Below are 25,396 nucleotides of genomic sequence, written 5' to 3' on the forward strand. Positions count from 1 at the left end.
TTAAAGGTCTCTCGATGGCGGGGTCGAACAGTTGTTGACTCGTCCAGCGGGAACGCGCAGAAGACCAGGTGCGCCGCGTTGCGCCGAGAGTGTCGTCATGGCGCCGGGGCATTCACCCGGGCGTTGGTTTATCACCAACCGCGTTCGCGCCACTCTGCGAGATGCGGACGCTCCGCGCCGAGGGTCGAGTCCTTGCCGTGTCCGGGGTAGAACACCGTCTCGTCGTCGAACCTGTCGAAGATCTTGGCTGTGACGTCCTGGTACAGCGAATCGAAGTCCTCCGGTTTTGTAGTCCGGCCAAGACCCCCGGGGAAAAGGCAGTCGCCGGTGAACACGTGATGACGTCCGGTACCGGCCTCCTCGAGCACGAGTGCGATCGAACCGGGGGTGTGCCCGGACAAGTGCAGCACCTCGAGGTCGAGCTCGCCGATCCGGATGGTGTCGCCCTCTTCGAGGAGACGATCCGGGGTCACCGGCAGCGGTTCGGCGTCGAGCGGGTGCGCAGCGGTCGGTACCTTCGTGGCGGCGGCGACCTGCTCCAGCCCTTGCCAATGGTCCCAGTGCTGATGCGTGGTGAGGATGAGTTCGAGATTCGGCGCGTGCTCGGCAAGATAGGGCACGAGCAGGTCCGGTTCGTTGGCTGCGTCGATGAACAGCGATTTGCCGGTTCGGGTGTCGGTGATGAGGTAGGTGTTGTTGTCCATCTGGCCGACCGAGAGCTTGACGATGGTGGCACCGGGGATGCTGCGTCGCTGCGCGGGGCCGCCTGGGGAGACCTCGCCGGTGTAGTGGTCATCGATGATGAGGGGCTGCTGCGTCATGTGCCGCACGTTACCTCTGCGCCGCATCGCCCGAGGTCGAGTGGTCGCAGACCGGAACGTGTCGGTGCACGCGCCTACGATGGGCAAGGGCCCGAATGCGGCCTTGTCGACAAGGAAGGAACTGGCGTGGCGGATCGCCTGATCGTACGAGGGGCGCGCGAACACAACCTGCGCGGTGTCGACCTGGATTTGCCGCGCGACAGCCTCATCGTGTTCACCGGCCTCTCCGGGTCGGGTAAGTCGAGCCTTGCATTCGACACGATTTTCGCGGAGGGCCAGCGCCGCTATGTCGAGTCGCTGTCCGCGTATGCGCGGCAGTTCCTCGGCCAGATGGACAAGCCGGATGTCGACTTCATCGAGGGGCTTTCGCCTGCGGTGTCGATCGACCAGAAATCGACCAACCGGAACCCCCGTTCCACTGTCGGCACCATCACCGAGGTCTACGACTACCTCCGACTGCTGTATGCGCGTGCCGGTACCCCGCATTGCCCCGTGTGCGGCGAGAAGATCGCCCGCCAGTCGCCGCAGCAGATCGTCGACCAGGTTCTCGAAATGGAAGCCGGCCTGCGCTTCCAGATCCTCGCTCCCGTGGTCCGGACCAGGAAAGGCGAGTTCGTCGACCTGTTCGAGCACCTCACCCTGCAGGGCTACTCCCGGGTCCGGGTGGACGGGGTGGTGTACCCGCTCTCCGAGCCGCCCAAGCTCAAGAAGCAGGAAAAGCACGATATCGAGGTTGTCGTCGACCGTCTTGCGGTGAAGCCCTCCGCCAAGCAGCGTCTCACCGATTCCATCGAGACCGCGTTGCGCCTCGCGGAAGGCATCGTCGTCCTCGACTTCGTCGACCGCGACGAGGACGCCCCCGATCGTGAACGTCGCTTCTCCGAATCGCTGGCCTGCCCGAACGCGCACCCCCTCGCGATCGACGACCTCGAGCCGCGCTCGTTCTCCTTCAACTCTCCGTACGGTGCGTGCCCCGACTGCGCCGGCCTCGGCGTACGTAAAGAGGTCGATACCGACCTGGTGGTACCCGACCCGGACCGCAGCCTTGCCGACGGCGCGATCGCGCCCTGGTCGATGGGGCAGAGTTCCGAATATTTCACCCGTCTGCTGACCGGACTGGCCGACGTCATGGGCTTCGACATCGACACACCGTGGAAGAAGCTGCCCGCAAAGGTTCGTAAGGCGGTACTCGAGGGCAGTACCGAGCAGGTGCACGTCCGCTACAAGAACCGTTACGGCCGCGTCCGCTCCTACTACGCCGAATTCGAAGGCGTGATGCCGTTCCTGCATCGCCGCATGGAGCAGACCGAGTCGGAACAGATGAAGGAACGCTACGACGGGTACATGCGCGACATTCCGTGCCCGACGTGTAGCGGCACCCGGCTACGACCCGAGATCCTGGCGGTCACGATCACCGCGGACGACCTCGGCGCCAAGTCGATCGCCGAGGTGTGCGAGCTGTCGATCGCCGAGTGCGCCGACTTCCTGAACAGCCTCACCCTCGGGCCCCGGGAGGCGGCGATCGCCGGCCAGGTCCTCAAGGAGGTGCAGGCACGTCTCGGGTTCCTGCTCGACGTGGGTCTCGATTACCTCACCCTCGCTCGAGCGGCCGCTACCCTGTCCGGTGGCGAAGCTCAACGTATCCGGCTCGCTACCCAGATCGGCTCAGGTCTCGTCGGTGTCCTCTACGTACTCGACGAGCCGTCCATCGGTCTACATCAGCGCGACAACCGTCGATTGATCGATACTCTCACCCGGCTGCGCGATCTCGGAAACACCCTGATCGTCGTGGAACACGACGAGGACACCATCCGCGCGTCGGACTGGGTGGTCGATATCGGACCGCGCGCCGGGGAGCACGGTGGGCAGGTCGTCCATAGCGGCACCTACAAAGGGCTTCTCGACAACTCCGCGTCCATCACCGGCGCGTTCCTGTCGGGTCGCGAATCGATTCCCGTTCCACTCGTGCGCCGACCCGCGGACCCGAAACGTCAGGTCACCGTGATCGGTGCCAGGGAGAACAACCTCCGTGAGATCGACGTCGCATTCCCGCTGGGGGTACTCACCTGCGTGACCGGCGTGTCGGGCTCCGGCAAATCGACGCTCGTCAACGAGATTCTCGCGACGGTGATGGCCAACAAGCTCAACCGTGCGCGGCAGGTGCCCGGTCGGCATACCCGCATCAATGGCCTCGATCAGCTCGACAAGCTCGTGCAGGTCGACCAGTCACCGATCGGGCGGACACCGCGGTCGAACCCCGCGACCTACACCGGAGTGTTCGACAAGATCCGCACCCTCTTCGCTGCGACCACCGAGGCGAAGGTACGCGGTTATCAGCCGGGACGTTTCTCGTTCAATGTCAAGGGCGGCCGTTGCGAAGCGTGCTCGGGCGACGGCACCCTCAAGATCGAGATGAACTTCCTCCCCGATGTGTACGTGCCGTGCGAGGTATGCCATGGCGCCCGCTACAACCGGGAAACGCTCGAGGTGCATTACAAGGGCAAGACGATCGCTGAGGTGCTCGACATGTCGATCGAGGAGGCAGCCGGGTTCTTCGAGCCGGTCACCTCGATCCACCGCTACCTTGCGACCCTCGTCGAGGTGGGTCTCGGATACGTCCGACTGGGCCAGCCGGCGACGACGTTGTCCGGTGGTGAGGCTCAACGCGTCAAACTCGCCGCCGAACTGCAGAAACGTTCCAACGGACGAACCGCCTACATCCTCGATGAGCCGACTACCGGTCTGCACTTCGACGACATCCGGAAGTTGCTCGGCGTCATCAACGGTCTCGTCGACAAGGGCAACACGGTCATCGTCATCGAACACAATCTCGATGTGATCAAGACATCGGACTGGATCATCGACATGGGCCCGGAAGGTGGATCGGGCGGCGGCACCGTAGTTGCGGAGGGCACCCCCGAGGACGTTGCGGCAGTCGAGCGCAGTTACACCGGTCGATTCCTTGCGGAATCTCTCGCCGAGTCCGCTCCGGCCCCGCAGAAGAAGCCCGCTCGTCCCGCCCGCAAGCGTGCGCCACGGAAGAAGGCCGCCGCCGGCTGAGCAAGCGGGACGAGCACGCGCCGAACGTCAGTAGACGGGGCCGGTGTATTTTTCGCCGGGGCCCTGACCGGGTGAATCGGGCACCGAGGACGCTTCGCGGAAGGCTTTCTGAAGCGCCTGTAGGCCCTCACGGATCGGACCGGCGTGCGGGCCGAGGTATTCCACCGAGGCAGTGACCAGCCCGGCGAGGGCCGTGATCACGCGGCGTGCCTCATCGAGGTCCAGGCGGTCGCTCGCGTCGGGATCGTCGTCGGCGAGGCCCAGCTTCTCCGCGGCGGAGCTCATCAGCATCACCGCAGCGCGGCTGATCACCTCGACTGCGGGAATGTCGGCGAGGTCGCGAATATCTGCGGGCTGATCATCGTGGCGGGGGGCATCGGGGGTGTCGGTCATGTCCTCGAGGATCCCACCAGCGCAGCGGTGCTCGTGTTCCGGGTGCGTGCTCCGAGGTCCGATTCGGCGCCGACGTGCATCTTTTGTTAGACTGATCGCCACGACCGCCTGCGCGTACCCGCGCGGGCAGCAAGTGGAGTCCGACTCCCACCTCTGGCCGCGTGTTTCTTGCGGCGCAGTGGTCCGGTCCTTCGAGCGTTACGGCGCTCGGAGAGTCCATGCCCTCGAGGGTATGGAACGTTGGTCGCGGCGGTGCCGCGTCGCGTCGACCGGTCGGTACGGACCCCGCCAGGTGTATCAGCACTGCAGCGGGGTTTTTTCGTCGAGGAATCGCCGGGCCCCGCGTGCTGCGGTGCGGTCAGCAAGACCACACCGCATTTCTACCTAGGAGGCCCCATCAGCGCTGAGACCCGCATCAACGAACGCATCCGTGTTCCCGAGGTCCGACTCGTCGGACCGGGTGGTGAACAGGTCGGAATCGTGCGTGTCGAAGATGCACTCCGCCTGGCCATCGAAGCCGACCTCGACCTCGTCGAGGTGGCCCCCGACGCCCGCCCGCCGGTCTGCAAGATCATGGACTACGGCAAGTTCAAGTACGAAGCCGCGCAGAAGGCGCGCGAATCGCGCAAGAACCAGCAGCTGACCGTGATCAAGGAGCAGAAGCTCCGCCCCAAGATCGACGACCACGACTACGAGACCAAGAAGAAGAACGTCGTTCGCTTCCTCGAGGCCGGCTCGAAGGTCAAAGTGACCATCATGTTCCGCGGTCGTGAGCAGTCGCGGCCCGAACTCGGATTCCGTCTGTTGCAGCGTCTCGGCGCCGATGTCGCCGACCTGGGATTCATCGAGACGTCCGCGAAGCAGGACGGCCGCAACATGACGATGGTCCTGGCCCCGCACAAGGGAGCGAAGACCCGCGCCAAGGCTCAGGAAGCCGCGCACGCCGCTCCGGCCAAGTCTTCCCGGCCTGCCCCCGCGGCACCTGCAGAACCCGCCGCACCTGCGGCGCAGGAGCAGCAGGGTCAATCGGGAGAGGCACAGACCAGCTAGCCGCTCCGGCAGCACATCCGGTGCTGCGCGCGAGCACCGATGTATCCACGACAAGAACTGAGGACTCCATGCCCAAGTCGAAGACCCACAGCGGCACCGCAAAGCGTTTCAAGGTGTCCGGTAGCGGAAAGATCCTGCGCCAGAAGGCCGGTCGCCGCCACCTGCTCGAGCACAAGTCCTCGCGTGTCACGCGTCGCCTCGACGGGACCGCCGTCGTCTCGCCCGCCGACGCGCCGCGCATCAAGCGCCTGCTCGACATCTGAGCCTTCCCGACCGATCATCCCGGGGGCCGAGTACCAGCCCCCCGAACCTGACAGGACATATCAGTGGCACGCGTGAAGAGGGCCGTCAACGCCCAGAAGAAGCGCCGTTCGATTCTCGAGGCCTCCAAGGGCTACCGCGGGCAGCGCTCGCGTCTGTACCGCAAGGCCAAGGAACAGCAGCTTCACTCGCTGACCTACGCCTACCGCGACCGTCGCGCGCGCAAGGGCGACTTCCGCAAGCTGTGGATCACCCGTATCAACGCTGCGGCCCGCGCGAACGACATCACCTACAACCGGTTCATCCAGGGCCTCAAGGCTGCCGGTGTCGAGGTCGACCGCAAGATCCTTGCTGAGCTTGCCGTCTCCGACGCCGAGGCATTTGCCGGCTTGGTGGCTGTTGCGAAGGCTGCGCTGCCCGCCGACGTCAACGCTCCGGCTGCCTGAGCGCGACGCTGAACGAGAATCCAGCACAGGAACGGCCCGTGGACCCGCTCACCGAGCGCACCCCACGGGTCGTTTCTGCTGTCAAATTGCTCCGCGCCGCTGAGCGGCGTAGAACCGGACGCTTCCTCGCGGAAGGTGAGAACTCGGTCACCGCGGCCCTCGCCACGGGGGTGGTGCACGACATATTCGTGACCGAAGGCGCCGCCGAGCGCTACCGGGATCTCGTCACCACCGCGCAGAACCGCGGCATCCGCGTGGGCCTCGTGACCGACCGCGCCGGCGGGCGACTGTCCGACACCGTCTCACCGCCGGGACTCGTCGCGGTGTGTGACACCCTCGACGTGCCCCTCGACTCGGCGCTCGACTCCGGGGCGCGGTTGCTCGCGATCCCGGTCGAGATGGGGGAGCCCGGCAACGCAGGGACCCTCATCCGCGTCGCCGACGCTGTCGGTGCCGACGCGGTGATCCTCGCTGGAGACAGCGTCGATCCGCACAACGGAAAATGCGTGCGCTCCTCGGCAGGCAGCGTGTTCCATCTGCCGCTCGTGAGAGAACGCGACACCACCCGCGTGCTCGACGCGGTGACCGCCGCAGGAGTTCGGGTCCTCGCGACCGCGGCCGACGGTGAGGTCGATCTCGACGAGGCCGACGAACTGCTCGCAGGTCCCACCGCTTGGCTCTTCGGCAGTGAAGCCCACGGGTTGCCGCCCGAGGTCGCCGCCCGCGCCGATCATCGGGTGCGCATTCCGATCCGCGGTCGTGCCGAGTCCCTCAACCTCGCGACCGCCGCCGCGATCTGCATGTATGCAAGTGCCAGGGTGCAGCATCGGTCGGCTACGCGCTTAACCTAGGATTTCTACGGTGCAGCCTTGCTGTACCCGCTTCACCCACCGACGAAGAACCGTTCGCCCCAAGAAGGAGTTGCACCGGTCGTGGCCAAGAAAGAGGGCGGCACTCCGCCGGCAGTCGATCCCCGAGCGCTGACCGAGGACGCCCTCGCGGCGGCACAGAAAGCGGCCCTCGAAGGATTCGGTGCGGCCCGCAACCTCGACGAACTCGCCCAGGCGAAGATCGCGCACCTGGGGGACAAGGCGCCTATCTCGTTGGCGAAGCGTGCGCTCGGCTCCCTGCCCGGTCCCGAACGCGCCGACGCCGGGAAACGCGTCAACGTCCACCGCACCGCAGTGCAGGCTGCCTTCGACTCGCGTCGCGAAGAACTGCAGGCGCAGCGCGACGCCGCGGTGCTCGTCGCCGAGTCGATCGACGTGACCCTCCCCGCGACCCGCCGTGCGCTCGGCGCGCGACATCCCATCACCATCATCTCCGAACAGGTCTCCGACGTGTTCGTTGCGATGGGCTGGGAGATCGCCGAGGGGCCCGAAGTCGAAACCGAGCACTACAACTTCGACGCACTGAACTTCTTGCCCGACCACCCGGCCCGGACGATGCAGGACACGTTTCACATCGCCCCCGAAGGGTCGAGGCAGGTGTTGCGCACGCACACCTCCCCGGTGCAGGTCCGCACGATGCTCAGCCGGGACATCCCGATATACGTGGTGTGCCCCGGGCGTACCTTCCGCACGGACGAACTCGACGCTACCCACACCCCGGTGTTCTCGCAGATCGAGGGACTCGCGGTCGACAAGGGCCTGACCATGGCGCACCTCAAGGGCACACTCGACGCCTTCGCCCGTGCCCTGTTCGGTCCGGAGACCACTACTCGGATGCGGCCGAACTACTTCCCGTTCACCGAACCGTCCGCCGAGGTCGACGTGTGGTTCCCGAACAAGAAGGGTGGCGCAGGCTGGGTCGAGTGGGGCGGCTGCGGAATGGTCAACCCCAATGTGCTCCGCGCGAGCGGTATCGACCCCGATGTGTACGGCGGATTCGCGTTCGGCATGGGCCTCGAACGCACCCTGCAGTTCCGCAACGGTATCTCCGACATGCGCGACATCGTCGAAGGCGACATCCGCTTCACCCTTCCCTTCGGGGTGCAGGGCTGACGCCCTGACCCGTGACCGACGGGATCCGGCGCCGATGCCCCGACCCGTGACCGACATCGAACGAGAAAGCTGAGCTCAAGTGCGAGTAGCGCAATCGTGGCTGGCGGAAATCCTGCAGCGCGCCACCCCCGAGTGGAACGTCACCCCGGAGGAACTCGACGCAGGCTTCGTCCGGGTGGGTCTCGAGGTCGAAGACATCGAGACGCTGGGGCGCGTCGACCATCTCGTCATCGGACGTGTCGTGGAGATCACCGAACTCGAGGGCTTCAAGAAGCCCATTCGGTTCTGCCAGGTCGACGTCGGTGAAGACGCTCCCCGCGGAATCGTGTGCGGTGCCCGTAATTTCGCGGTAGGCGACCTCATCGTCGCCGCGTTGCCCGGCGCGGTGCTCCCGGGCGGGTTCGCCATCGCGTCGCGCAAGACGTACGGCCAGGTGTCCGACGGCATGATCTGCTCGGTCGCCGAACTCAGCATCGGCAAGGACCATTCCGGCATTCTCGTCCTCGAGGCGGGATCCGGAGAACCCGGTGACGACGCGAACGACCTGCTCGGACTCGGCGATACCGTCATCGAACTCAACATCACCCCCGACCGCGGTTACTGTTTCTCCCTGCGCGGCCTCACCCGCGAACTCGCGTGTGGTTTCGACCTCGAGTTCCTCGATCCGGCGCAAGTCCCGTCGCTGCCGTCCGATGGCGGACCGAGCTACCCGATCCGGCTCGAACCAGAAGCAGGAGCGACGCGATTCGCGGCGCGGAAGGTTACCGGTATCGACCCCACCGCGGTCACACCGTGGTGGATGCAGCGTCGCCTGCACACCGCTGGTGTCCGCCCGATCTCACCGGCTGTCGACGTCACCAACTACGTGATGCTCGAACTGGGCCAGCCCCTGCACGCGTTCGACGCCGCGACCTTGCAGGGCGAGATCGTCATCCGTCGCGCTGTCGCGGGGGAGAAGCTCACCACGCTCGACGGGGTGGAACGCGTGCTCGATCCCGAAGATGTCGTCATCGCCGACGACAGCGGTGTCATCTCCCTCGCCGGAATCATGGGTGGCGCCACCACCGAGGTCGGGGACGACACCACCGACATCCTCCTCGAGGCTGCGACCTGGGATCCGCTTGCGGTCTTTCGCGGCAACCGCAGGCACAAGCTCAGCAGCGAGGCAGGCAAACGGTTCGAGCGCACCGTCGACCCCGAGGTTGCGCTTGCGGCGCTCGACCGTGCGGCGTCGCTGCTCACCTCGATCGCGGGCGGTCGTGTCGAGTCGACACTGACCGACATCTCCGTGCCGACCGAGAGCGTTTCGATCCGGATGGATATCGACCTCCCCGACCGCACCGCCGGTGTCGGCTACGCGAACGGCACCGCCGCACGGCGACTCACACAGATCGGGTGTGCAGTCGAGGTCGGTGTCGCTGACGACGGGAAGGGCCAATTGGTCGTCGCGCCTCCGTCGTGGCGTCCCGATCTGCGCCAGCCCGCGGATCTCGTCGAGGAGGTCCTTCGTCTCGAGGGACTCGAGCAGATCCCGTCTGTCGTTCCCGCCGCACCCGCGGGACGCGGACTGACTCCGAGTCAGCGTCGTCGTCGCGCGGTGGGTCGCGCGCTCGCTTCCGACGGCTACATCGAGGTACTCGCTCCGGTGTTTCTGCCTGCGGGCGTGTTCGACACGTGGGGGCTGGACGCTGAAGACCCGCGCCGCACCACCACCAAAGTCCTCAACCCGCTCGAGTCGGATCGACCCGAGTTGGCGACAACCCTGCTGCCGGGCCTGTTCGAAGTGCTTTCGCGCAACGTGTCGCGCGGTCAGCGTGACGTCGCGCTGTTCTCGATCGCGCAGGTGGTCCATCCCGGCCCCGAGACAACCTCGGTCGCGGCGCTCCCCGTCGATCGGCGCCCCACCGACGGCGAGATCGCGCTCCTGGAACGGTCCCTGCCCGAGCAACCCGTGCATATCGGCGGTGTCCTGTCCGGTTTGCGGGAGCCCGCAGGCCCCTGGGGGCCGGGCCGGGTCTCCGACGCGGCCGACGCGTTCGCAGCCGCCGAGACCGTTGCCCGGGCTGCCGGCGTGCAACTCGAGCGTCGGCAAGCGCAGTACCTGCCGTGGCACCCGGGTCGTTGCGCGGAACTGATCGTCGACGGGGTCGTCGTCGGCCACGCCGGTGAACTTCACCCGGCCGTCGTCGAACGATCCGGGCTACCCGCCCGGACGTGCGCCTTCGAGCTGAATCTCGATGCGCTGCCGATCGTGGAGTTGCTGCCCGCCCCCATCGTGTCGCCGTTCCCCGCAGTTCTCCAGGACGTCGCGGTCGTGGTCGCCGACGAGGTGCCTGCTGCGCGAGTGGAAGCGGCTTTGCGTAGCGGTGGCGGCGAATTGCTCGAGGACATCCGGTTGTTCGATGTCTTCACGGGCTCCCAAGTGGGCGACGGACGCAAGTCACTGGCCTTCGCACTGCGGTTCCGTGCGTACGACCGCACCCTCACCGAGGATGAGGCGAGCGCGGCTCGTGACGCTGCTGTCGCTGCTGCGTCGGCCGCGGTAGGAGCGGAACTTCGCGGCTGACGCGGCAGTGGCGATTCGCGGCTGACGCGGCAGCGGCGAGCGGGTGCGCGACGTAGCCTGAGGAGATGAGCACGCACGAATCGTCTCCCGGGCGCGTACCGGATCCCGACAATCCGGAGGAACCAGTACCGGACGTGACACCGGCGGGGCCCGAGACGCCGTCGGTGCCCGATGTGCCGCCCGGCCCATCGATACCCGACGTTCCACCTCTCGATCCGGAACCGTCGCCCGATCCCGACATCACACCGAGCGGGACACGAGCGCCGACGATCGAGGAGGTGACCGGGTACACCGAGGGCGGGGTACCGACGTTCGACTCGGTACGCGACAAGATCGAGCGGCGAGTCGGTACAGCGACCGGAATGGAGGAGCTGGCCCACGAGAGTGCCGCCGGACGGAGCCTCGAGGAGAAATACGAGGAGCGCAAGAAGGCCGCAGCCGACCGATTGGACGAGATCCGGCAGTCGATGAAGAAGACCTGACCGGGGAAAGCCCGGTATGACAACCCAGTGATGAAATAATTTGCATGAGCGTGCATAATCAATCGTATGGGTAACTCACCGGCATTCACAGCGACACCGCAGTCGCCACTCCGGGTCGCAGTAGCGGGCGCCAGCGGCTATGCGGGTGGCGAGGTTCTGCGCCTGCTGCTCACGCACCCCGCCTACCTGGACGGATCTCTGGTCATCGGCGCGCTGACCGCGGGTGGCAACGCGGGCGCCGCCCTGCGCGAGTTCCATCCGCACCTGCACCCGCTCGCGGAGCGAGTGCTGGCGCCGACCGACCTCGACTCGCTTGCCGGCCACGACGTCGTCTTCCTCGGCCTGCCGCACGGCCATTCCGCCGCCCTTGCCGAACAGCTCCCGGATACCACTGTCGTGATCGACTGCGGCGCAGACTTCCGGCTCGAGAGCGCCGACGATTGGCAGCGCTGGTACGGAACCGACCATGCCGGCACGTGGCCCTACGGACTTCCGGAACTCACCGGAAAGCGGGAGCAGCTCACCGGTGCCACCCGCATTGCGGTCCCCGGCTGCTACCCGACGTCCGCGACACTCGCGCTGGCCCCAGCCGTCGCGGCAGGCCTCGTCGAGCCGGCCGTCCAAATCGTCGCGGTCTCCGGAACCTCCGGCGCAGGTAAGTCCCCGCGGGTCGACCTGCTCGGTTCCGAAGTGATGGGCTCGGCGCGCGCCTACGGCGTCGCGGGCGCACATCGGCACACACCGGAGATCAAGCAGAATCTGTCCGCGCTCGCAGGCACACCGGTGACGGTCTCGTTCACCCCCGTGCTGGCCCCTATGCCGCGCGGGATCCTCGCGACGTGCACGGCACCGACCGCAGCGTCGGCTGCAGAGGTGCGCACCGTATACGAAAAGGCCTATGCCGACGAACCATTCGTGCATCTGCTTCCCGACGGCGTGCTCCCCGCGACCGGTGCAGTCGTCGGATCCAACGCCGTGCAGATCTCGGTCACCGTCGACACCGACGCCGGACTTCTCGTCGCAATCGCCGCGATCGACAATCTCACCAAGGGCACCGCAGGTGGTGCCGTCCAATCCATGAACCTCGCCGTCGGTCTACCCGAGACCGCAGGCCTGCCCACCGTGGGAGTCGCACCGTGACCGAGAGCACCGACAAGCACGCCGACCACGTCTACAGCGACGCGGTCGACACCGCCGGGGGACGACTCATCCGCACCCAGGGCGTCACCAGCCCCGCCGGATTCCGCGCCGCAGGTATCCCCGCAGGTATCAAGGTCTCCGGCAGGCCCGATCTCGCACTCGTGGTCAACGAAGGCCCCGACCTCACCGCCACCGGTGTGTTCACGGCAAACAAGGTCAAGGCCGCACCCGTCCTGTGGTCCCAGCAGGTGCTGGCCTCGCACGCACTACGCGCCGTGGTCCTCAACTCCGGTGGAGCCAACGCATGCACCGGACCCGGCGGATTCCAGGACGCCCACGCCACCGCCGAAGCCGTCGCCGAGGCGCTGAGCAACTGGGGTACCGAGACCGGCGCCGGCGAGGTCGCCGTGTGCTCGACCGGACTCATCGGCGACCGATTGCCCATGGACAAGGTCCTCTCCGGCGTCCACGACATCGTGCACGAACTTGCCGGCGGCATCTCCGGCGGAACCGACGCCGCCTACGCCATCATGACCACCGACACCGTGCCCAAGCAGGCTGCTCTGCACCACGCCGACAAGTGGAATGTGGGTGGCATGGCGAAGGGCGCGGGCATGCTGGCACCAGCGCTTGCCACCATGCTGTGCGTGGTGACCACCGATGCCGTCGCCACCGCAGACCAACTCGGCCGAGCGCTGCGCGGCGCGACCCGCATGACATTCGACCGACTCGACATCGACGGTGCCACCAGTACCAACGACACGGTCCTGCTCCTCGCATCCGGCGCCAGCGGTGTGGTCCCGACCCAGGACGAACTCGATGCTGCCGTCCTCGCCGTATGTGACGACCTGGCAGCGCAGATGATGGCCGACGCCGAAGGCGTCACCAAGCGCGTCACCGTCACGGTGCGCGGTGCCGCCTCCGAGACCCATGCCCTGATCGGCGCCCGCACGGTCGCCCGCGACAGCCTCGTCAAGACCGCGCTTTTCGGCTCCGATCCCAACTGGGGCCGTGTCCTCGCTGCGATCGGCATCGCCCCCATCGAACTCGACCCCGACAAGATCTCGGTGACGTTCAACGGAAGCCCGGTGTGCATCGACGGCGTCGGCGCTCCCGGCGCCCGTGAGGTGGACCTGTCCGGCATCGACATCGCGTTGGAGATCGACCTAGGTGTCGGCGAGGCCGAGGCCTCCATCCGCACCACCGACCTCTCGCACGCCTACGTGGAAGAGAACTCGGCCTACTCGTCCTGATCGAGCGGCCCCCAGATCACCGGTCGATACAGGAGACCCCATGACAGACGACCTCATCGCGAGCCTGACCTCGCACCAGAAGGCGTTCGTACTCGCCGAAGCTCTGCCGTGGCTGCAGAAGTTCCGCGACAAGATCGTCGTCGTCAAATACGGCGGCAACGCCATGACCGACGATGCCCTCAAAGTTGCGTTCGCCGCCGACATGGCGTTCCTGCGCACCGTCGGCATCCACCCGGTGGTGGTGCACGGCGGAGGCCCGCAGATCAACACCATGCTGAAGCGGCTGGGCATGGAAGGCGAGTTCCGCGGCGGTTTCCGCGTGACCACCCCCGACGTCATGGATGTCGTACGCATGGTGCTGTTCGGGCAGGTCGGCCGCGAACTCGTCGGCCTGATCAACAGCCACGGACCCTACGCGGTCGGGATCTCCGGTGAGGACGCGCAGCTGTTCACCGCGACCCGGCGCACCGTCGTCGTCGACGGAACCGACACCGACATCGGGCTCGTGGGCGACGTCACCACCGTCGACCCCGCGGCCGTGCTCGACCTCATCGCGGCAGGTCGCATCCCCGTGGTGTCGACCATCGCTCCCGACGCGGACGGCGTCGTGCACAACATCAACGCCGACACCGCGGCCGCAGCCCTCGCCGAAGCGCTCGGCGCGGAGAAACTCGTCGTCCTCACCGACGTCGAAGGTCTCTACACCGACTGGCCGGACCGAAGCTCGCTCACCTCGTCGATCGACACCGCCGCACTCGAGGTGCTCCTGCCGTCCCTCGACTCCGGCATGGTCCCGAAAATGGAGGCGTGCCTGCGCGCCGTGCAGGGCGGAGTGCCCAGCGCGCACGTCATCGACGGGCGCCAGCCCCACTCCGTTCTGCTCGAACTGTTCACCGAAGAAGGTATCGGCACCATGGTGGTGCCTGCCCACGACCAGGAAGGCGCCGCATGACCGGCACGTCCGAGCTCCAGCAGCGCTGGGCCGGCTCACTCATGAACAACTACGGGGTGCCGAAGGTCGCGCTCGTCGCGGGCGACGGCGCCGTCCTCACCGACGCCGACGGTAAGCAGTACCTCGATCTGCTCGGCGGCATCGCCGTCAACAGCCTCGGTCACCGGCACCCCGCCGTCATCGATGCCGTCACCGCGCAATTGGGCCAACTCGGGCACGTGTCGAACTTGTATGCGTCGCAGCCGGTCCTCGACCTTGCCGAGCAACTCCTCGGTCTCTGGGGTCACCCGGGTCGCGCGTTCTTCTGCAACTCCGGCACCGAAGCCAACGAGGCCGCGTTCAAGATCGCGCGGCTCACCGGTCGCCCCAAGATCATCGCCGCAGAGAAGGCGTTCCACGGCCGTACCATGGGGGCCCTCGCACTCACCGGTCAACCGGACAAGCGCGCCCCGTTCGAACCGATGCCCGCCGGTGTCGAATTCGTCCCTTACGGCGACCTCGACGCACTCACCGCTGCGATCGACGACACCACCGCCGCAGTGTTCCTCGAACCGATCATGGGCGAGTCCGGTGTCGTCGTACCGCCCGAGGGATACCTGGCAGGCGCTCGTCGCCTCACCTCCGAACACGGCGCGCTGCTCGTGCTCGACGAGGTGCAGACCGGCATCGCCCGCACCGGCACCTTCTTCGCACACCAGGCGGCAGGAATCGTCCCGGATGTGATGACCCTTGCCAAGGGGCTCGGCGGAGGCCTGCCCATCGGCGCGGTCCTCGCAACCGGGCCCGCCGCCGACCTACTGACGCCCGGCAAGCACGGCACCACCTTCGGCGGCAACCCGGTGTGCGCCGCCGCCGCGCTCGCCGTGCTGCGCACCATCGACGAGCAGAATCTGCTCGACCACGTGGATTCGGTGGGCAAGACACTCTCCGCCGGAATCGAAGAACTCGGCCATCCGCTCGTGGATCACGTGCGCGGTTCGGGGCTACTCCTCGGCATCGTGCTCACCGACACCAAGGCCGGTGCCGTCGAAACTGCCGCGCGCGACGCGGGATTCCTGGTCAATGCGGCCGCATCCGACGTGATTCGTCTCGCGCCACCGCTCATCCTCACCCAGGAACAGGCGGCCGGATTCGTCACCGCACTGCCAGGCATCCTCGACACCGCATCCCAGGAAGGGGGCCGGTGACCATGGTCAGGCATTTCCTCCGCGACGACGATCTCACTCCTGCCGAACAGAACGAGGTCCTCGAACTCGCCGCCGAGTTGAAGAAGAACCCGCTCTCACGTCGTCCCCTCGAAGGCCCGTACAGCGTCGCCGTCCTGTTCGACAAGACGTCCACCCGGACCCGCTTCTCCTTCGACGCGGGCATTGCACAACTCGGCGGACATGCGATCGTCGTCGACACCGGCGCCACCCAGATCGGGAAGGGCGAGACGCTGGAGGACACCGCCCGCATGTTCTCCCGCTTCACGAAGGCGGTGGTGTGGCGCACATACGGTCAGGACCGTGTCGAGACGCTCGCGGCCCACTCCGAGGTGCCCGTGGTCAACGCCCTCACCGACACCTTCCACCCCTGCCAGGTCCTGGCCGATCTACAGACCATTCGAGAGAACAAGGGCAGTACCGCAGGTCTGACGATGACGTACTTCGGTGACGGTGCGAACAATATGGCGCACTCGTTGATGCTCGGCGGCGTCACTGCAGGCATGCACGTCGTCATTGCCACCCCGGGCCGGTTCGCACCCGATCCGGCGGTCGTCGAGGCCACCCGCGCCCGCGCCGAGCAGACCGGCGGAAGCGTCACGGTCACCGATGACCCACGGGCGGCAGCTGAGGGCGCCGACGTCCTCGTCACCGACACCTGGGTGTCCATGGGGCAGGAGAACGACGGCCTCGACCGCGAGGTGGTGTTTCGGCCGTTCCAATTGAACGACGAGATCGTGGCACTGTCGAAATCCGATTCGATCGTGTTGCACTGCCTTCCCGCTTACCGCGGCAAAGAGATCACAGCCGAAGTCATCGATGGTCCCCGCGCGGTCGTGTGGGACGAAGCGGAGAACCGTCTGCACGCGCAGAAAGCGCTGCTCGTGTGGCTGCTCGAACAGAGCCGGAGCTGACGATGAGCACCGCGCCCGACCGAGACGACATTGCGGTGAGCGCTCCGACCCGGGCCGCCCGGCAAGCACGCATCATCGCGCTGTTGGCCACCCGCGCGGTGCGCAGTCACACCGAGCTCGCGGCCATGCTTGCCGACAACGGCATCGAAGTCTCGACCGCCACGCTCTCCCGCGATCTCGAGGAACTCGGAGCCGTCAAGCTCCGGGCGGCCGACGGGGGAGCGGGCGTGTATGTCGTCCCCGAGGACGGAAGTCCGGTCCGCGGCGTCACGGGTGGCACCGACCGACTGTCGAAACTTCTCGGCGAACTGCTCGTGTCGACCGACTCGAGCGGCAACATCGCGGTGCTTCGTACCCCGCCCGGAGCAGCGCACTATCTGGCCAGTGCACTCGATCGTGCATCATTACCGGAAGTGGTCGGCACGATCGCGGGTGACGACACCATCGCGGTGATTGCCCGGGAACCGAACACCGGAGCCGACCTGGCTGCGAAAATCGAATCACTCGCCTGACCTACCACTGATCGACAGACATCAAAGATAAGAAGGAGCACAATCACCATGGCCGATCGCGTCGTACTCGCCTACTCGGGCGGGCTGGACACCTCCGTTGCCATCAGCTGGATCGGCAAGGAGACCGGCAAGGAGGTCGTCGCCGTCGCCATCGATCTCGGCCAGGGCGGCGAGGACATGGAGGTCGTGCGTCAGCGCGCCCTCGACTGCGGTGCCGTGGAATCCGTGGTCGTCGATGCCAAGGACGAGTTCGCCACCGAGTACTGCCTGCCGACCGTGCAGGCCAATGCTCTGTACATGGACCGCTACCCGCTGGTGTCCGCGATCAGCCGCCCGCTGATCGTCAAGCACATCGTGCAGGCTGCACGGGAGCACGGCGGCACCATCGTGTCGCACGGCTGCACCGGCAAGGGCAACGACCAGGTTCGCTTCGAGGTCGGTTTCGGTGCCCTCGCTCCCGACCTGCAGGTCATCGCCCCGGTCCGCGACTACGCCTGGACCCGCGAGAAGGCCATCGCATTCGCCGGTGAGCACGGTCTGCCGATCAACGTGACGAAGAAGTCTCCGTTCTCTATCGATCAGAACGTGTGGGGTCGCGCTGTCGAGACCGGCTTCCTCGAAGACCTGTGGAACGCTCCGACCAAGGACGTCTACGACTACACCGAAGACCCGACCCTCAATTGGCAGGCGCCCGACGAGGTCATCATCAGCTTCGAAGCGGGACGTCCCGTCGCCATCGACGGCAAGCACGTCACCACGCTCGAAGCGATCCAGCAGCTCAACAAGCGTGCCGGCGCCCAGGGGGTGGGCCGACTCGACATGGTCGAGGACCGTCTCGTCGGCATCAAGAGCCGTGAGATCTACGAGGCTCCCGGCGCGATCGCGTTGATCACGGCTCATCAGGAGCTCGAGCACGTCACTCTCGAACGCGAACTCGGCCGCTACAAGCGTCGCGTCGAAGAGCGGTGGAGCGAGCTCGTCTACGACGGCCTGTGGTTCTCCCCGCTCAAGTACGCGCTCGACGCATTTGTCGAGAAGACACAGGAACGCGTCACCGGCGACATCCGCATGGTCATGCACGGCGGTCATATCTCGGTCAACGGTCGCCGCAGCCCCGAGTCGCTGTACGACTTCAACCTCGCCACCTACGACGAGGGGGACAGCTTCGATCAGTCGAACGCCAAGGGCTTCGTGCAGATCCACGGCCTCTCCTCGAAGGTCGCGGCCAAGCGCGATCTGGGCTTGTAACAATGACCCAGGCTCACGGCACCAACGAAGGTGCCCTGTGGGGCGGTCGGTTCGAATCGGGACCGGCCGCCGCCATGGCGGCTCTGAGCAAGTCCACGCACTTCGACTGGGTGCTTGCCCCGTACGACGTGCGCGCCTCGCAGGCCCACGCGAAGGTCCTGCACCGTGCGGGACTACTGACCGAGTCCGATCTGGCGACGATGCTCGACGGACTCGAACAACTCGCCACGGACGTCGCCTCAGGGGCGTTCACGCCGGCAGAATCCGACGAGGACGTCCACGGTGCGCTCGAACGCGGACTCATCGAGCGCGTCGGTCCCGAGATCGGTGGGCGGCTGCGGGCGGGACGGTCGCGAAACGATCAGGTCGCCACGTTGTTCCGTATGTGGCTCCGAGACGCGGCCCGGCGAATCGGTGACGGAGTTCTCGACGTCGTCGAGGCGATCGCCGGGCAGGCTGCGGCGCATCCGGACGCAATCATGCCGGGCAAGACGCACCTGCAGGCCGCGCAGCCTGTGCTCCTCGCACACCACCTGCTCGCGCACGCGCATCCGCTGCTGCGAGACGTCGACCGCCTGCGCGATTTCGACAAGCGCGCGGCCGTGTCGCCGTACGGGTCGGGTGCGCTGGCGGGGTCGTCGCTGGGGCTGGATCCGGACGCGATCGCCGAAGATCTGGGATTCGCCTCCGCTGCGAACAACTCGATCGACGCGACCAGTTCGCGCGACTTCGCGGCCGAGGCCGCGTTCGTGTTCGCGCAGATCGCGGTCGACCTGTCGCGGATGGCGGAAGAGGTGATCCTATGGAGCACACCCGAATTCCGGTACGTCACACTCGCCGATGCGTGGTCGACAGGGTCGTCGATCATGCCGCAGAAGAAGAACCCCGATGTGTCCGAGCTCACGCGCGGAAAAGCCGGGCGCCTGATCGGCAACCTCACCGGCCTGCTGGCCACGCTCAAGGCACAACCGCTCGCCTACAACCGAGATCTCCAAGAAGACAAGGAACCGGTCTTCGATTCGGTCGCGCAGCTCGAGTTGTTGTTGCCCGCCATCACGGGGCTGATCGCGACACTGACGTTCCACACCGACCGCATGGCAGAACTCGCGCCGGCCGGTTTCACTCTCGCCACCGACATCGCCGAGTGGATGGTCCGGCAGGGTGTGCCCTTCCGGGTCGCACACGAAGCGGCCGGGGCGTGCGTACGTGTCGCAGAAGCACGCGGGGTCGGACTCGCTGACCTCACCGACGACGAGCTCGCTGCGGTCGATCCCGCCCTCACTCCTGCTGTTCGTGAAGTGCTCACGGTCGAGGGATCGGTGGCCTCGAGGAATGCGCGCGGTGGCACGGCAGGTGTCCGCGTCGCCGAGCAACTCGACGATGTCCGGGCCGAAACGCAGAGCCTGCGCTCGTGGGTGCGCGCCTGACCGGGTAGAGCTCGAACACGACCGTTGCCATCGAGCGACACTTCGTCGGGCGCCACCGACAGGGGCAGGCCGTGTGGCACTCTGAGACCGTGAACCGGGACGTCGGACGCCAGGTGGAGGGGGCGGTAGGTGGAACTCAGTGGTGACGCGGTGATCGGGTCCCTGCGGCGCATCATTGCCACGGCACAGAACGGTCTCGAGGTGGTGCGTTTCGGCGGCCTGGAATCGGGGGCAGCGCCGTCTCCGTTCCAGGTCGTCGTGCGTACCCCGATGTACCGGCTCCGTCGGTACTTTCCCGAAGCCGATACCGCTCGCTCGGGAATTCCGATCGTGCTCGTGCCGCCGATGATGATGGCGGCCGATGTATACGACGTCACCCCCGACACGGGTGCTGTCGGTATGCTGCAATCGCTGGGACTGGACCCGTGGGTGGTCGATTTCGGGTCGCCCGACCAAGAAGAAGGCGGGTGGGGACGCACGCTGACCGATCACATCGTGGCCCTCGACGACATCATCGATCGGGTCCACGAATACACGGGTCGTGACGTCCACCTGTCCGGATACTCGCAGGGCGGGATGTTCTGTTATCAGACTGCGGCATACCGGCGGAGCCGCAACATCGCGAGCCTCGTGACCTTCGGCAGCCCCGTCGACACCCTGGCAGCGCTCCCATTCGGCATTCCCGATGCCCTCGCGGTCAGATCCGCGGACTTCCTGGCCGACCACGTGTTCAACCGGCTTGCGATCTCGGGCTGGATGGCGCGCACCGGCTTCCAGTTCCTCGATCCCGTCAAGACCGTGCGCTCACGCATCGACTTCCTCATGCAGTTGCACGACCGTGAGGCACTACTGCCGCGTGAACCGCAGCGCAGGTTCCTCGATACGGAAGGCTGGGTGGCATGGTCGGGCCCGGCCGTCGCCGAACTGCTGCGACAGTTCATCGCGCACAACCGGATGATGAGCGGCGGGTTCGTGATCAACGACCGCGCAGTCAGTCTCGCGGAGATCACCTGCCCGATCCTCGCGTTCGTCGGTGAGGTCGACGACATCGGCCAGCCGCTCGCGGTTCGCGGCATCCGCAAGGCCGCGCCCCGCGCCGACGTGTACGAGTATTCGCTGCGCGCGGGTCATTTCGGTCTTGTCGTGGGATCGGCTGCTGCACAACAGACGTGGCCTGCCGTGAGCGAATGGGTGCACTGGCGTGACGGCCACGGAGACCGGCCCGTCGGAGTGGTTCCGATGGAAACACCGGATCCGCACGGAGAAGACGAGACCGGTGTGACAATCGGTAGTCGCATCACCCATACCGCCACGACGATCGCCGAGGTCGGTACCGAACTCGTCGAAGGCGTCGCAGACATTGCCGTCGGCGCTGTGCGGGGTGTCCGCGAATTGTCGGGGGAAGCGGTACGGGCCCTGCCCCGGCTTGCTCGGTTGCGGCAACTCGAATCACACACTCGGGTCTCTGTCGGGGGACTGCTGGCTGAACAGGGCCGTAAGGCCGCTCAACGCGAGTGCTTCATCTACGACGACCGCGTCTACACGTACGCGGTCGTCAACGCTCGAATCGACACCATCGTCCTCGGCCTCGTTAGTTGTCGAATTCGCCCCGCCATGCACGTCGGCGTCCTGATGGGAACTCGTCCCAGCGCGATGGCGGCTGTTGCTGCGGTGTCGCGGCTCGGCGGGGTGTCGGTGATGCTGGCCCCGGGCCCGGACCTCGCCGAGTCCATCAGGCTCGGCGCCGTCGAGAAGGTCATCACCGATCCGGAGAACCTCGACCGCGCCGCCTCCACCGGTCTGCCCGTGTTGGTTCTCGGCGGTGGCGACGTTCGCGACCTGGATGTTCCGAACGGTGCCGACGTCGTCGATCTCGAACGGCTCGACGTGTCGGCCGTGGAGCTGCCGGGCTGGTACGTGCCGAACCCGGGGCTCGCTCGCGAACTGGCATTCATCTTGTTCACCGGTAGCGGCGACGCACTCGAGATGAAGCGGATCACGAATCACCGATGGGCGTTGTCGGCCTTCGGTACTGCGACCGCGGCGGCCCTCGACCGCGGCGATACCATGTATTGCCTTGCGCCTCTGTATCATTCGTCGGGCCTGCTGGTCGGGCTCGGGGGAGCTCTCGCAGGGGGCGCCCGAATCGCGCTGTCGCGGGAATTGGACCCGGCGCGGTTCCGCGAGGAAATCCACCGCTACGGGGTGACGGTGGTGACCTACACCTGGTCGATGCTCCACACTGTCCTCGACAGCTCCTCCTGGCATTCCGACGATATCCACCCCATCCGATTGTTCCTCGGGTCCGGTATGACACCGGGCCTGTGGCGGCGCACCCTGGAGCGATTCGCGCCGGCGCGGGTCCTCGAGTTCTACGCGTCAACCGAGGGCGACATCGTGCTGGCGAATGTGTCCGGGACCAAGATCGGTTCGAAGGGGCGTCCTTTGCCGGGCAGCGCCGAGGTCCGATTGGCTGCCTACGACCCGATTGCCGGACGGCTCGTCGAAGGCGACCGCGGGTTCGTCCGTGAATGTGACCCCGATGAAGTCGGGTTGCTGCTCGGCAGGCGGGGCCACTCGGCGGAGAGCCTCACCGCAGTGATGCGCGGTGTGTTCGAGGCGGGCGACAGTTGGGTCCCCACCGACAATCTGTTCCGGCGCGATGCCGACGGGGACTTCTGGCTCCTCGACAACAAGCGCTCGGTCATCGTGACACCGCGCGGCCCGGTCTACGCGCAACCGATCGTCGATGTTCTCGGTAGTCTCCCGCGCGTCGACCTTGCAGTCGCGTACGGAGTGTCCGTCGGTCATGCCGACATCGCAGTGGCGGCAATCACCCTTCGCGAGAATCGGGCGCCGACCGCGTCCGAGATCACAGTGGCCCTCGACGCCCTGCCGGTCGACGAGCGACCGGATCTGGTTCACGTGGTCGCCGAGATCGCTCTCGGACCGTCGTATCGCCCGGTCAGCGAGGCTCTGCGTGCACGAGGGCTACCTGCTCCCAGCGTCCGGTCCTGGTACGCCGACCCGGCGACGGGGGCGTACCGACGGTTCACCAAGGCGGTATGGACGAAGTGGACGTCGGGCACGGACCGCTCCGGCCCGGTTGCGCGGTAGCCTGAGCGCGTTCACCACCCACCGTCGAGAGGACCTCCGTGGCCGTCGATCCCGCACTGTTGAGCATCCTGGCCTGCCCGCAGGACAAGGGTCCGCTTCTACTCGTCGACGACACGGTGCTCTACAACCCGAGACTGCGTCGCGCTTATCCCATCGAGAACGGAATTCCGGTTCTGCTCGTCGACGACGCACGTGACGTCTCCGACGCCGAGCACGAGGATTTCGTCGCGCGCGGTGTCGCCGGATGGGTGGCGAGCTGAGCTCGGACCGCCTCTCGACGCTCGATCCGATTGCTGCAGCGCGCGCCCTGCTGGCTGCTCACATCAGAGTTGGCGAGGTGACACTGCGTGTTACCGAGGTCGAGGCCTACGGCGGACCCGAGGACGGTCCGTGGCCGGATCCGGCCGCGCATTCGTATCGGGGCCCGACCGGTCGCAATCGGGTCATGTTCGGTCCTGCCGGTCACCTGTACGTCTATCGGAGTTACGGAATCCATCACTGCGCGAACATCTCGATCGGTGCCCCCGGCGTGGCGTCCGCGGTGCTGTTGCGCGGTGCCGAAGTGATCACCGGTGAAGCAGCAGTACGGACCCGGCGGACTCCCGGCACCCCGGTGGGAAATCTTGCGCGGGGTCCGGGAAATCTCGCGCAAGCACTCGGGCTGACCCTCGAGGACAATGGTCTGGATGTATTCGCGCCCGGTGCGCGGGTATCCGTCACCCTCGCCGAAGTGGTGACACACGTGGAGGCGGGGCCGAGAGTGGGAATCAGTGTCGCTGCCGACCGGCCGTGGCGGTTCTGGATCCGTGGTGGGATCGGTGTCTCCGCATACCGAAGGAGCCCACGCGCTCCGATCCTCTGAGTCGTAGTGGGATGATCGAACGGTGACTGAGCAAATTCTGGACGAACTGACCTGGCGCGGGCTCATTGCCCAATCGACCGATCTCGACGCACTTCGACGGGACCTCGATGCAGGTCCGGTCACGCTCTATGCCGGATTCGATCCCACCGGGCCGAGCCTGCATGCAGGTCACCTCGTGCCGCTCCTCGCACTCAAGCGTTTCCAGCGAGCCGGCCATCGGCCGATCGTGCTCGCCGGTGGTGCGACCGGCATGATCGGCGACCCACGTGACGTGGGGGAGCGCACCATGCAGTCCGCCGATACAGTCGCCGATTGGTCTGATCGCATCCGCGGACAACTCGAACGGTTCGTCGATTTCGGGGATCCGGACACCGGCGCGGTAGTGGTGAACAATCTCGACTGGACCGGTCAGCTCAGTGTCGTCGATTTCCTGCGTGATGTCGGTAAACACTTCTCCGTCAATGTCATGCTCGCGCGCGACACGGTCAAGCGTCGCCTCGAGGGCGACGGAATCTCGTACACGGAGTTCAGCTACATGCTGCTCCAGGCCAACGACTACGTCGAGCTTCGCCGCAAACACGGGTGCGTGCTCCAGGTCGGCGGCTCCGATCAGTGGGGCAACATCATCGCGGGCGTCGAACTGAACCGGCGCACCGACGGAGCCTCGGTGCATGCCTTGACCGTTCCGCTCGTGACCTCATCGGACGGCAAGAAGTTCGGAAAATCGACCGGCGGTGGAAGCCTGTGGCTCGACCCCGAGATGACGAGCCCGTACGCGTGGTACCAGTACTTCGTCAACGCGGCAGACGCCGACGTCATGAAGTACCTGCAATGGTTCACATTCCTCTCGCAGGAGGAACTGGCCGAGCTCGCGACCGCGACCGCTGAACGCCCCCACGCACGCGAGGCCCAGAAGCGTCTCGCAGCAGAGATGACGACCCTCGTCCACGGTGAAGCGAACACTCGCGCGGTCGAACACGCCAGCCGCGCATTGTTCGGGCGTGGTGAACTCGCGGAGCTCGACGAGGGGACGCTGGCTGCCGCGTTGACAGAGGCTTCGGTCGCCGAAGTCCGGGCCGGCGATCCCGACACCATCGTCGACCTCCTGGTCGCAACGGGACTGTGTGAGAGCAAGGGAGCGGCTCGACGGACAGTCAAGGAGGGCGGTGCGTCGGTCAACAACGTCCGCGTCTCCAGCGAGGACTGGACGCCGTCGGACAACGATCTGCTCCACGGCGAGTGGATGGTCGTACGTCGCGGCAAACGGAACTTCGCCGGTGTGCGTGTCGTGAAGAGCTGACAACGTAGCAGCGCCACCGCTCGCAGGCCGTCTACCAGGCGATTTGACGCTCTGTTAGCGGTGGCGTAACTTTGTCGTTGTTCGAGCGACAGGGACACCAACCCGAACCGACAGGGTCGGGGATATGGTAGTGTTCAAGTCCGCAAGAGCGATCACGGTCAGAGGCGAACGAGGGTTTGCGCCCCGGATGTTGGCTGTGATAGGTTGGAACGGTTGCCCCGGAGCTGGTCGAAGAAAATTCGAACAGTGATGGTGTGCGCGTGTTCTTTGAGAACTCAACAGTGTGCCGATGAATGTCAGTGCCAAATATTTTTGGTGCGATCACCGAAATTGTTTCGGTGATCGAATTGTGCTGATCATCACATTCTTCCGTCTGTGGTGGTC

Annotated in this window: 23 protein-coding genes; 20 read left to right on the plus strand and 3 right to left on the minus strand. The window is 66.2% G+C overall.

The annotated features are described in order from the left end of the window. Positions 1 to 131 precede the first annotated feature (131 nt). Positions 132 to 821, minus strand: coding sequence for an MBL fold metallo-hydrolase (locus HCA61_RS03765; protein ID WP_169686731.1), 690 nt, complete (start codon positions 819 to 821; stop codon positions 132 to 134). Positions 822 to 947: 126 nt separating this feature from the next. On the opposite strand from HCA61_RS03765, the gene uvrA reads away from it, so the two are divergent. Next, on the plus strand, positions 948 to 3,881 hold the full coding sequence (gene uvrA, locus HCA61_RS03770) for an excinuclease ABC subunit UvrA (RefSeq protein ID WP_169686733.1): 2,934 nt from the start codon (positions 948 to 950) through the stop codon (positions 3,879 to 3,881). Positions 3,882 to 3,908: 27 nt separating this feature from the next. Here uvrA and HCA61_RS03775 read toward each other — a convergent pair whose 3' ends face one another. After that, positions 3,909 to 4,274 carry a DUF1844 domain-containing protein gene (locus tag HCA61_RS03775; RefSeq protein ID WP_169686735.1) on the minus strand — a complete coding sequence of 122 codons (366 nt, stop codon included), beginning with the start codon at positions 4,272 to 4,274 and terminating at the stop codon, positions 3,909 to 3,911. Positions 4,275 to 4,670: 396 nt separating this feature from the next. Here HCA61_RS03775 and infC point away from each other — a divergent pair, with 396 nt between their 5' ends. The 19 genes from infC (at position 4,671) to tyrS (ending at position 25,012) form a co-directional block, all read left to right on the plus strand. Then, positions 4,671 to 5,324, plus strand: coding sequence for a translation initiation factor IF-3 (gene infC / locus HCA61_RS03780; protein ID WP_169686879.1), 654 nt, complete (start codon positions 4,671 to 4,673; stop codon positions 5,322 to 5,324). A 68-nt stretch (positions 5,325 to 5,392) separates the two neighbouring features. Further along, complete coding sequence (gene rpmI / locus HCA61_RS03785; protein WP_169686737.1) at positions 5,393 to 5,587, plus strand: 50S ribosomal protein L35; 195 nt, start codon at positions 5,393 to 5,395, stop codon at positions 5,585 to 5,587. Positions 5,588 to 5,650: 63 nt separating this feature from the next. Continuing rightward, the gene (gene rplT, locus HCA61_RS03790; protein WP_169686739.1) at positions 5,651 to 6,031 is read left to right on the plus strand and encodes a 50S ribosomal protein L20; all 381 of its coding nucleotides are present in this window, start codon (positions 5,651 to 5,653) and stop codon (positions 6,029 to 6,031) included. 38 nt (positions 6,032 to 6,069) lie between these two features. Further along, the gene (locus HCA61_RS03795) at positions 6,070 to 6,882 is read left to right on the plus strand and encodes an RNA methyltransferase (RefSeq protein WP_169686741.1); all 813 of its coding nucleotides are present in this window, start codon (positions 6,070 to 6,072) and stop codon (positions 6,880 to 6,882) included. 81 nt (positions 6,883 to 6,963) lie between these two features. Next, positions 6,964 to 8,034, plus strand: a complete 1,071-nt coding sequence (gene pheS / locus HCA61_RS03800) for a phenylalanine--tRNA ligase subunit alpha (RefSeq protein ID WP_169686743.1) — start codon at positions 6,964 to 6,966, stop codon at positions 8,032 to 8,034. A gap of 79 nt (positions 8,035 to 8,113) precedes the next feature. Then, positions 8,114 to 10,600, plus strand: coding sequence for a phenylalanine--tRNA ligase subunit beta (gene pheT / locus HCA61_RS03805; RefSeq protein ID WP_169686745.1), 2,487 nt, complete (start codon positions 8,114 to 8,116; stop codon positions 10,598 to 10,600). A gap of 65 nt (positions 10,601 to 10,665) precedes the next feature. After that, a complete protein-coding gene (locus tag HCA61_RS03810) occupies positions 10,666 to 11,082 on the plus strand; it encodes a hypothetical protein (protein WP_169686747.1) in 417 nt (138 codons plus the stop codon). 66 nt (positions 11,083 to 11,148) lie between these two features. After that, positions 11,149 to 12,222 (plus strand): N-acetyl-gamma-glutamyl-phosphate reductase, encoded by a 1,074-nt coding sequence (gene argC / locus HCA61_RS03815; RefSeq protein ID WP_169686748.1) that lies wholly within the window; start codon positions 11,149 to 11,151, stop codon positions 12,220 to 12,222. Then, positions 12,219 to 13,475 (plus strand): bifunctional glutamate N-acetyltransferase/amino-acid acetyltransferase ArgJ, encoded by a 1,257-nt coding sequence (argJ, locus tag HCA61_RS03820; protein WP_169686750.1) that lies wholly within the window; start codon positions 12,219 to 12,221, stop codon positions 13,473 to 13,475. The genes argC and argJ overlap by 4 nt, the downstream gene beginning before the upstream one ends. A 40-nt stretch (positions 13,476 to 13,515) precedes the next feature. Continuing rightward, positions 13,516 to 14,427 (plus strand): acetylglutamate kinase, encoded by a 912-nt coding sequence (gene argB, locus HCA61_RS03825; RefSeq protein WP_169686752.1) that lies wholly within the window; start codon positions 13,516 to 13,518, stop codon positions 14,425 to 14,427. Next, positions 14,424 to 15,614 carry an acetylornithine transaminase gene (locus tag HCA61_RS03830; RefSeq protein ID WP_169686754.1) on the plus strand — a complete coding sequence of 397 codons (1,191 nt, stop codon included), beginning with the start codon at positions 14,424 to 14,426 and terminating at the stop codon, positions 15,612 to 15,614. Before argB ends, HCA61_RS03830 begins: the two co-directional genes overlap by 4 nt. A 2-nt stretch (positions 15,615 to 15,616) precedes the next feature. Next, positions 15,617 to 16,546, plus strand: a complete 930-nt coding sequence (argF, locus tag HCA61_RS03835) for an ornithine carbamoyltransferase (RefSeq protein ID WP_169686880.1) — start codon at positions 15,617 to 15,619, stop codon at positions 16,544 to 16,546. A gap of 2 nt (positions 16,547 to 16,548) precedes the next feature. Beyond that, positions 16,549 to 17,058 carry an arginine repressor gene (locus tag HCA61_RS03840; RefSeq protein WP_169686756.1) on the plus strand — a complete coding sequence of 170 codons (510 nt, stop codon included), beginning with the start codon at positions 16,549 to 16,551 and terminating at the stop codon, positions 17,056 to 17,058. A gap of 48 nt (positions 17,059 to 17,106) precedes the next feature. Beyond that, positions 17,107 to 18,306, plus strand: coding sequence for an argininosuccinate synthase (locus tag HCA61_RS03845; RefSeq protein ID WP_169686759.1), 1,200 nt, complete (start codon positions 17,107 to 17,109; stop codon positions 18,304 to 18,306). Positions 18,307 to 18,308: 2 nt separating this feature from the next. Further along, a complete protein-coding gene (gene argH, locus HCA61_RS03850; RefSeq protein ID WP_169686761.1) occupies positions 18,309 to 19,733 on the plus strand; it encodes an argininosuccinate lyase in 1,425 nt (474 codons plus the stop codon). Between the two features lie 129 nt (positions 19,734 to 19,862). Further along, positions 19,863 to 22,850, plus strand: a complete 2,988-nt coding sequence (locus tag HCA61_RS03855) for an alpha/beta fold hydrolase (RefSeq protein ID WP_247274422.1) — start codon at positions 19,863 to 19,865, stop codon at positions 22,848 to 22,850. A 38-nt stretch (positions 22,851 to 22,888) separates the two neighbouring features. Further along, a complete protein-coding gene (locus HCA61_RS03860; protein WP_169686763.1) occupies positions 22,889 to 23,110 on the plus strand; it encodes a Trm112 family protein in 222 nt (73 codons plus the stop codon). Continuing rightward, positions 23,107 to 23,712: a DNA-3-methyladenine glycosylase gene (locus HCA61_RS03865; protein WP_206039647.1), complete on the plus strand. Its 606-nt coding sequence runs from the start codon at positions 23,107 to 23,109 to the stop codon at positions 23,710 to 23,712. Before HCA61_RS03860 ends, HCA61_RS03865 begins: the two co-directional genes overlap by 4 nt. Positions 23,713 to 23,734: 22 nt before the next feature. After that, positions 23,735 to 25,012 carry a tyrosine--tRNA ligase gene (gene tyrS / locus HCA61_RS03870; RefSeq protein WP_169686768.1) on the plus strand — a complete coding sequence of 426 codons (1,278 nt, stop codon included), beginning with the start codon at positions 23,735 to 23,737 and terminating at the stop codon, positions 25,010 to 25,012. Between the two features lie 31 nt (positions 25,013 to 25,043). Here the strand turns inward: tyrS and HCA61_RS25955 are convergent. Then, the coding region (locus HCA61_RS25955; protein ID WP_206039509.1) for a hypothetical protein at positions 25,044 to 25,396 on the minus strand (353 nt) is incomplete at its 5' end.

The sequence above is a fragment of the Rhodococcus sp. HNM0563 genome (assembly GCF_012726195.1).
In the GTDB taxonomy this organism is placed as follows: Bacteria; Actinomycetota; Actinomycetes; order Mycobacteriales; family Mycobacteriaceae; genus Rhodococcus.

Excerpts from the sequence above, each read along its gene's own strand:
- HCA61_RS03845 (WP_169686759.1), top strand. The coding sequence starts at position 17,107 with ATGGCCGATCGCGTCGTACTCGCCTACTCGGGCGGGCTGGACACCTCC.
- HCA61_RS03810 (WP_169686747.1), top strand. The coding sequence starts at position 10,666 with ATGAGCACGCACGAATCGTCTCCCGGGCGCGTACCGGATCCCGACAAT.
- HCA61_RS03775 (WP_169686735.1), bottom strand. The coding sequence starts at position 4,274 with ATGACCGACACCCCCGATGCCCCCCGCCACGATGATCAGCCCGCAGAT.
- argC (WP_169686748.1), top strand. The coding sequence starts at position 11,149 with ATGGGTAACTCACCGGCATTCACAGCGACACCGCAGTCGCCACTCCGG.
- HCA61_RS03765 (WP_169686731.1), bottom strand. The coding sequence starts at position 821 with ATGACGCAGCAGCCCCTCATCATCGATGACCACTACACCGGCGAGGTC.
- HCA61_RS03840 (WP_169686756.1), top strand. The coding sequence starts at position 16,549 with ATGAGCACCGCGCCCGACCGAGACGACATTGCGGTGAGCGCTCCGACC.
- argH (WP_169686761.1), top strand. The coding sequence starts at position 18,309 with ATGACCCAGGCTCACGGCACCAACGAAGGTGCCCTGTGGGGCGGTCGG.
- rpmI (WP_169686737.1), top strand. The coding sequence starts at position 5,393 with ATGCCCAAGTCGAAGACCCACAGCGGCACCGCAAAGCGTTTCAAGGTG.
- HCA61_RS03830 (WP_169686754.1), top strand. The coding sequence starts at position 14,424 with ATGACCGGCACGTCCGAGCTCCAGCAGCGCTGGGCCGGCTCACTCATG.
- argB (WP_169686752.1), top strand. The coding sequence starts at position 13,516 with ATGACAGACGACCTCATCGCGAGCCTGACCTCGCACCAGAAGGCGTTC.
- argF (WP_169686880.1), top strand. The coding sequence starts at position 15,617 with ATGGTCAGGCATTTCCTCCGCGACGACGATCTCACTCCTGCCGAACAG.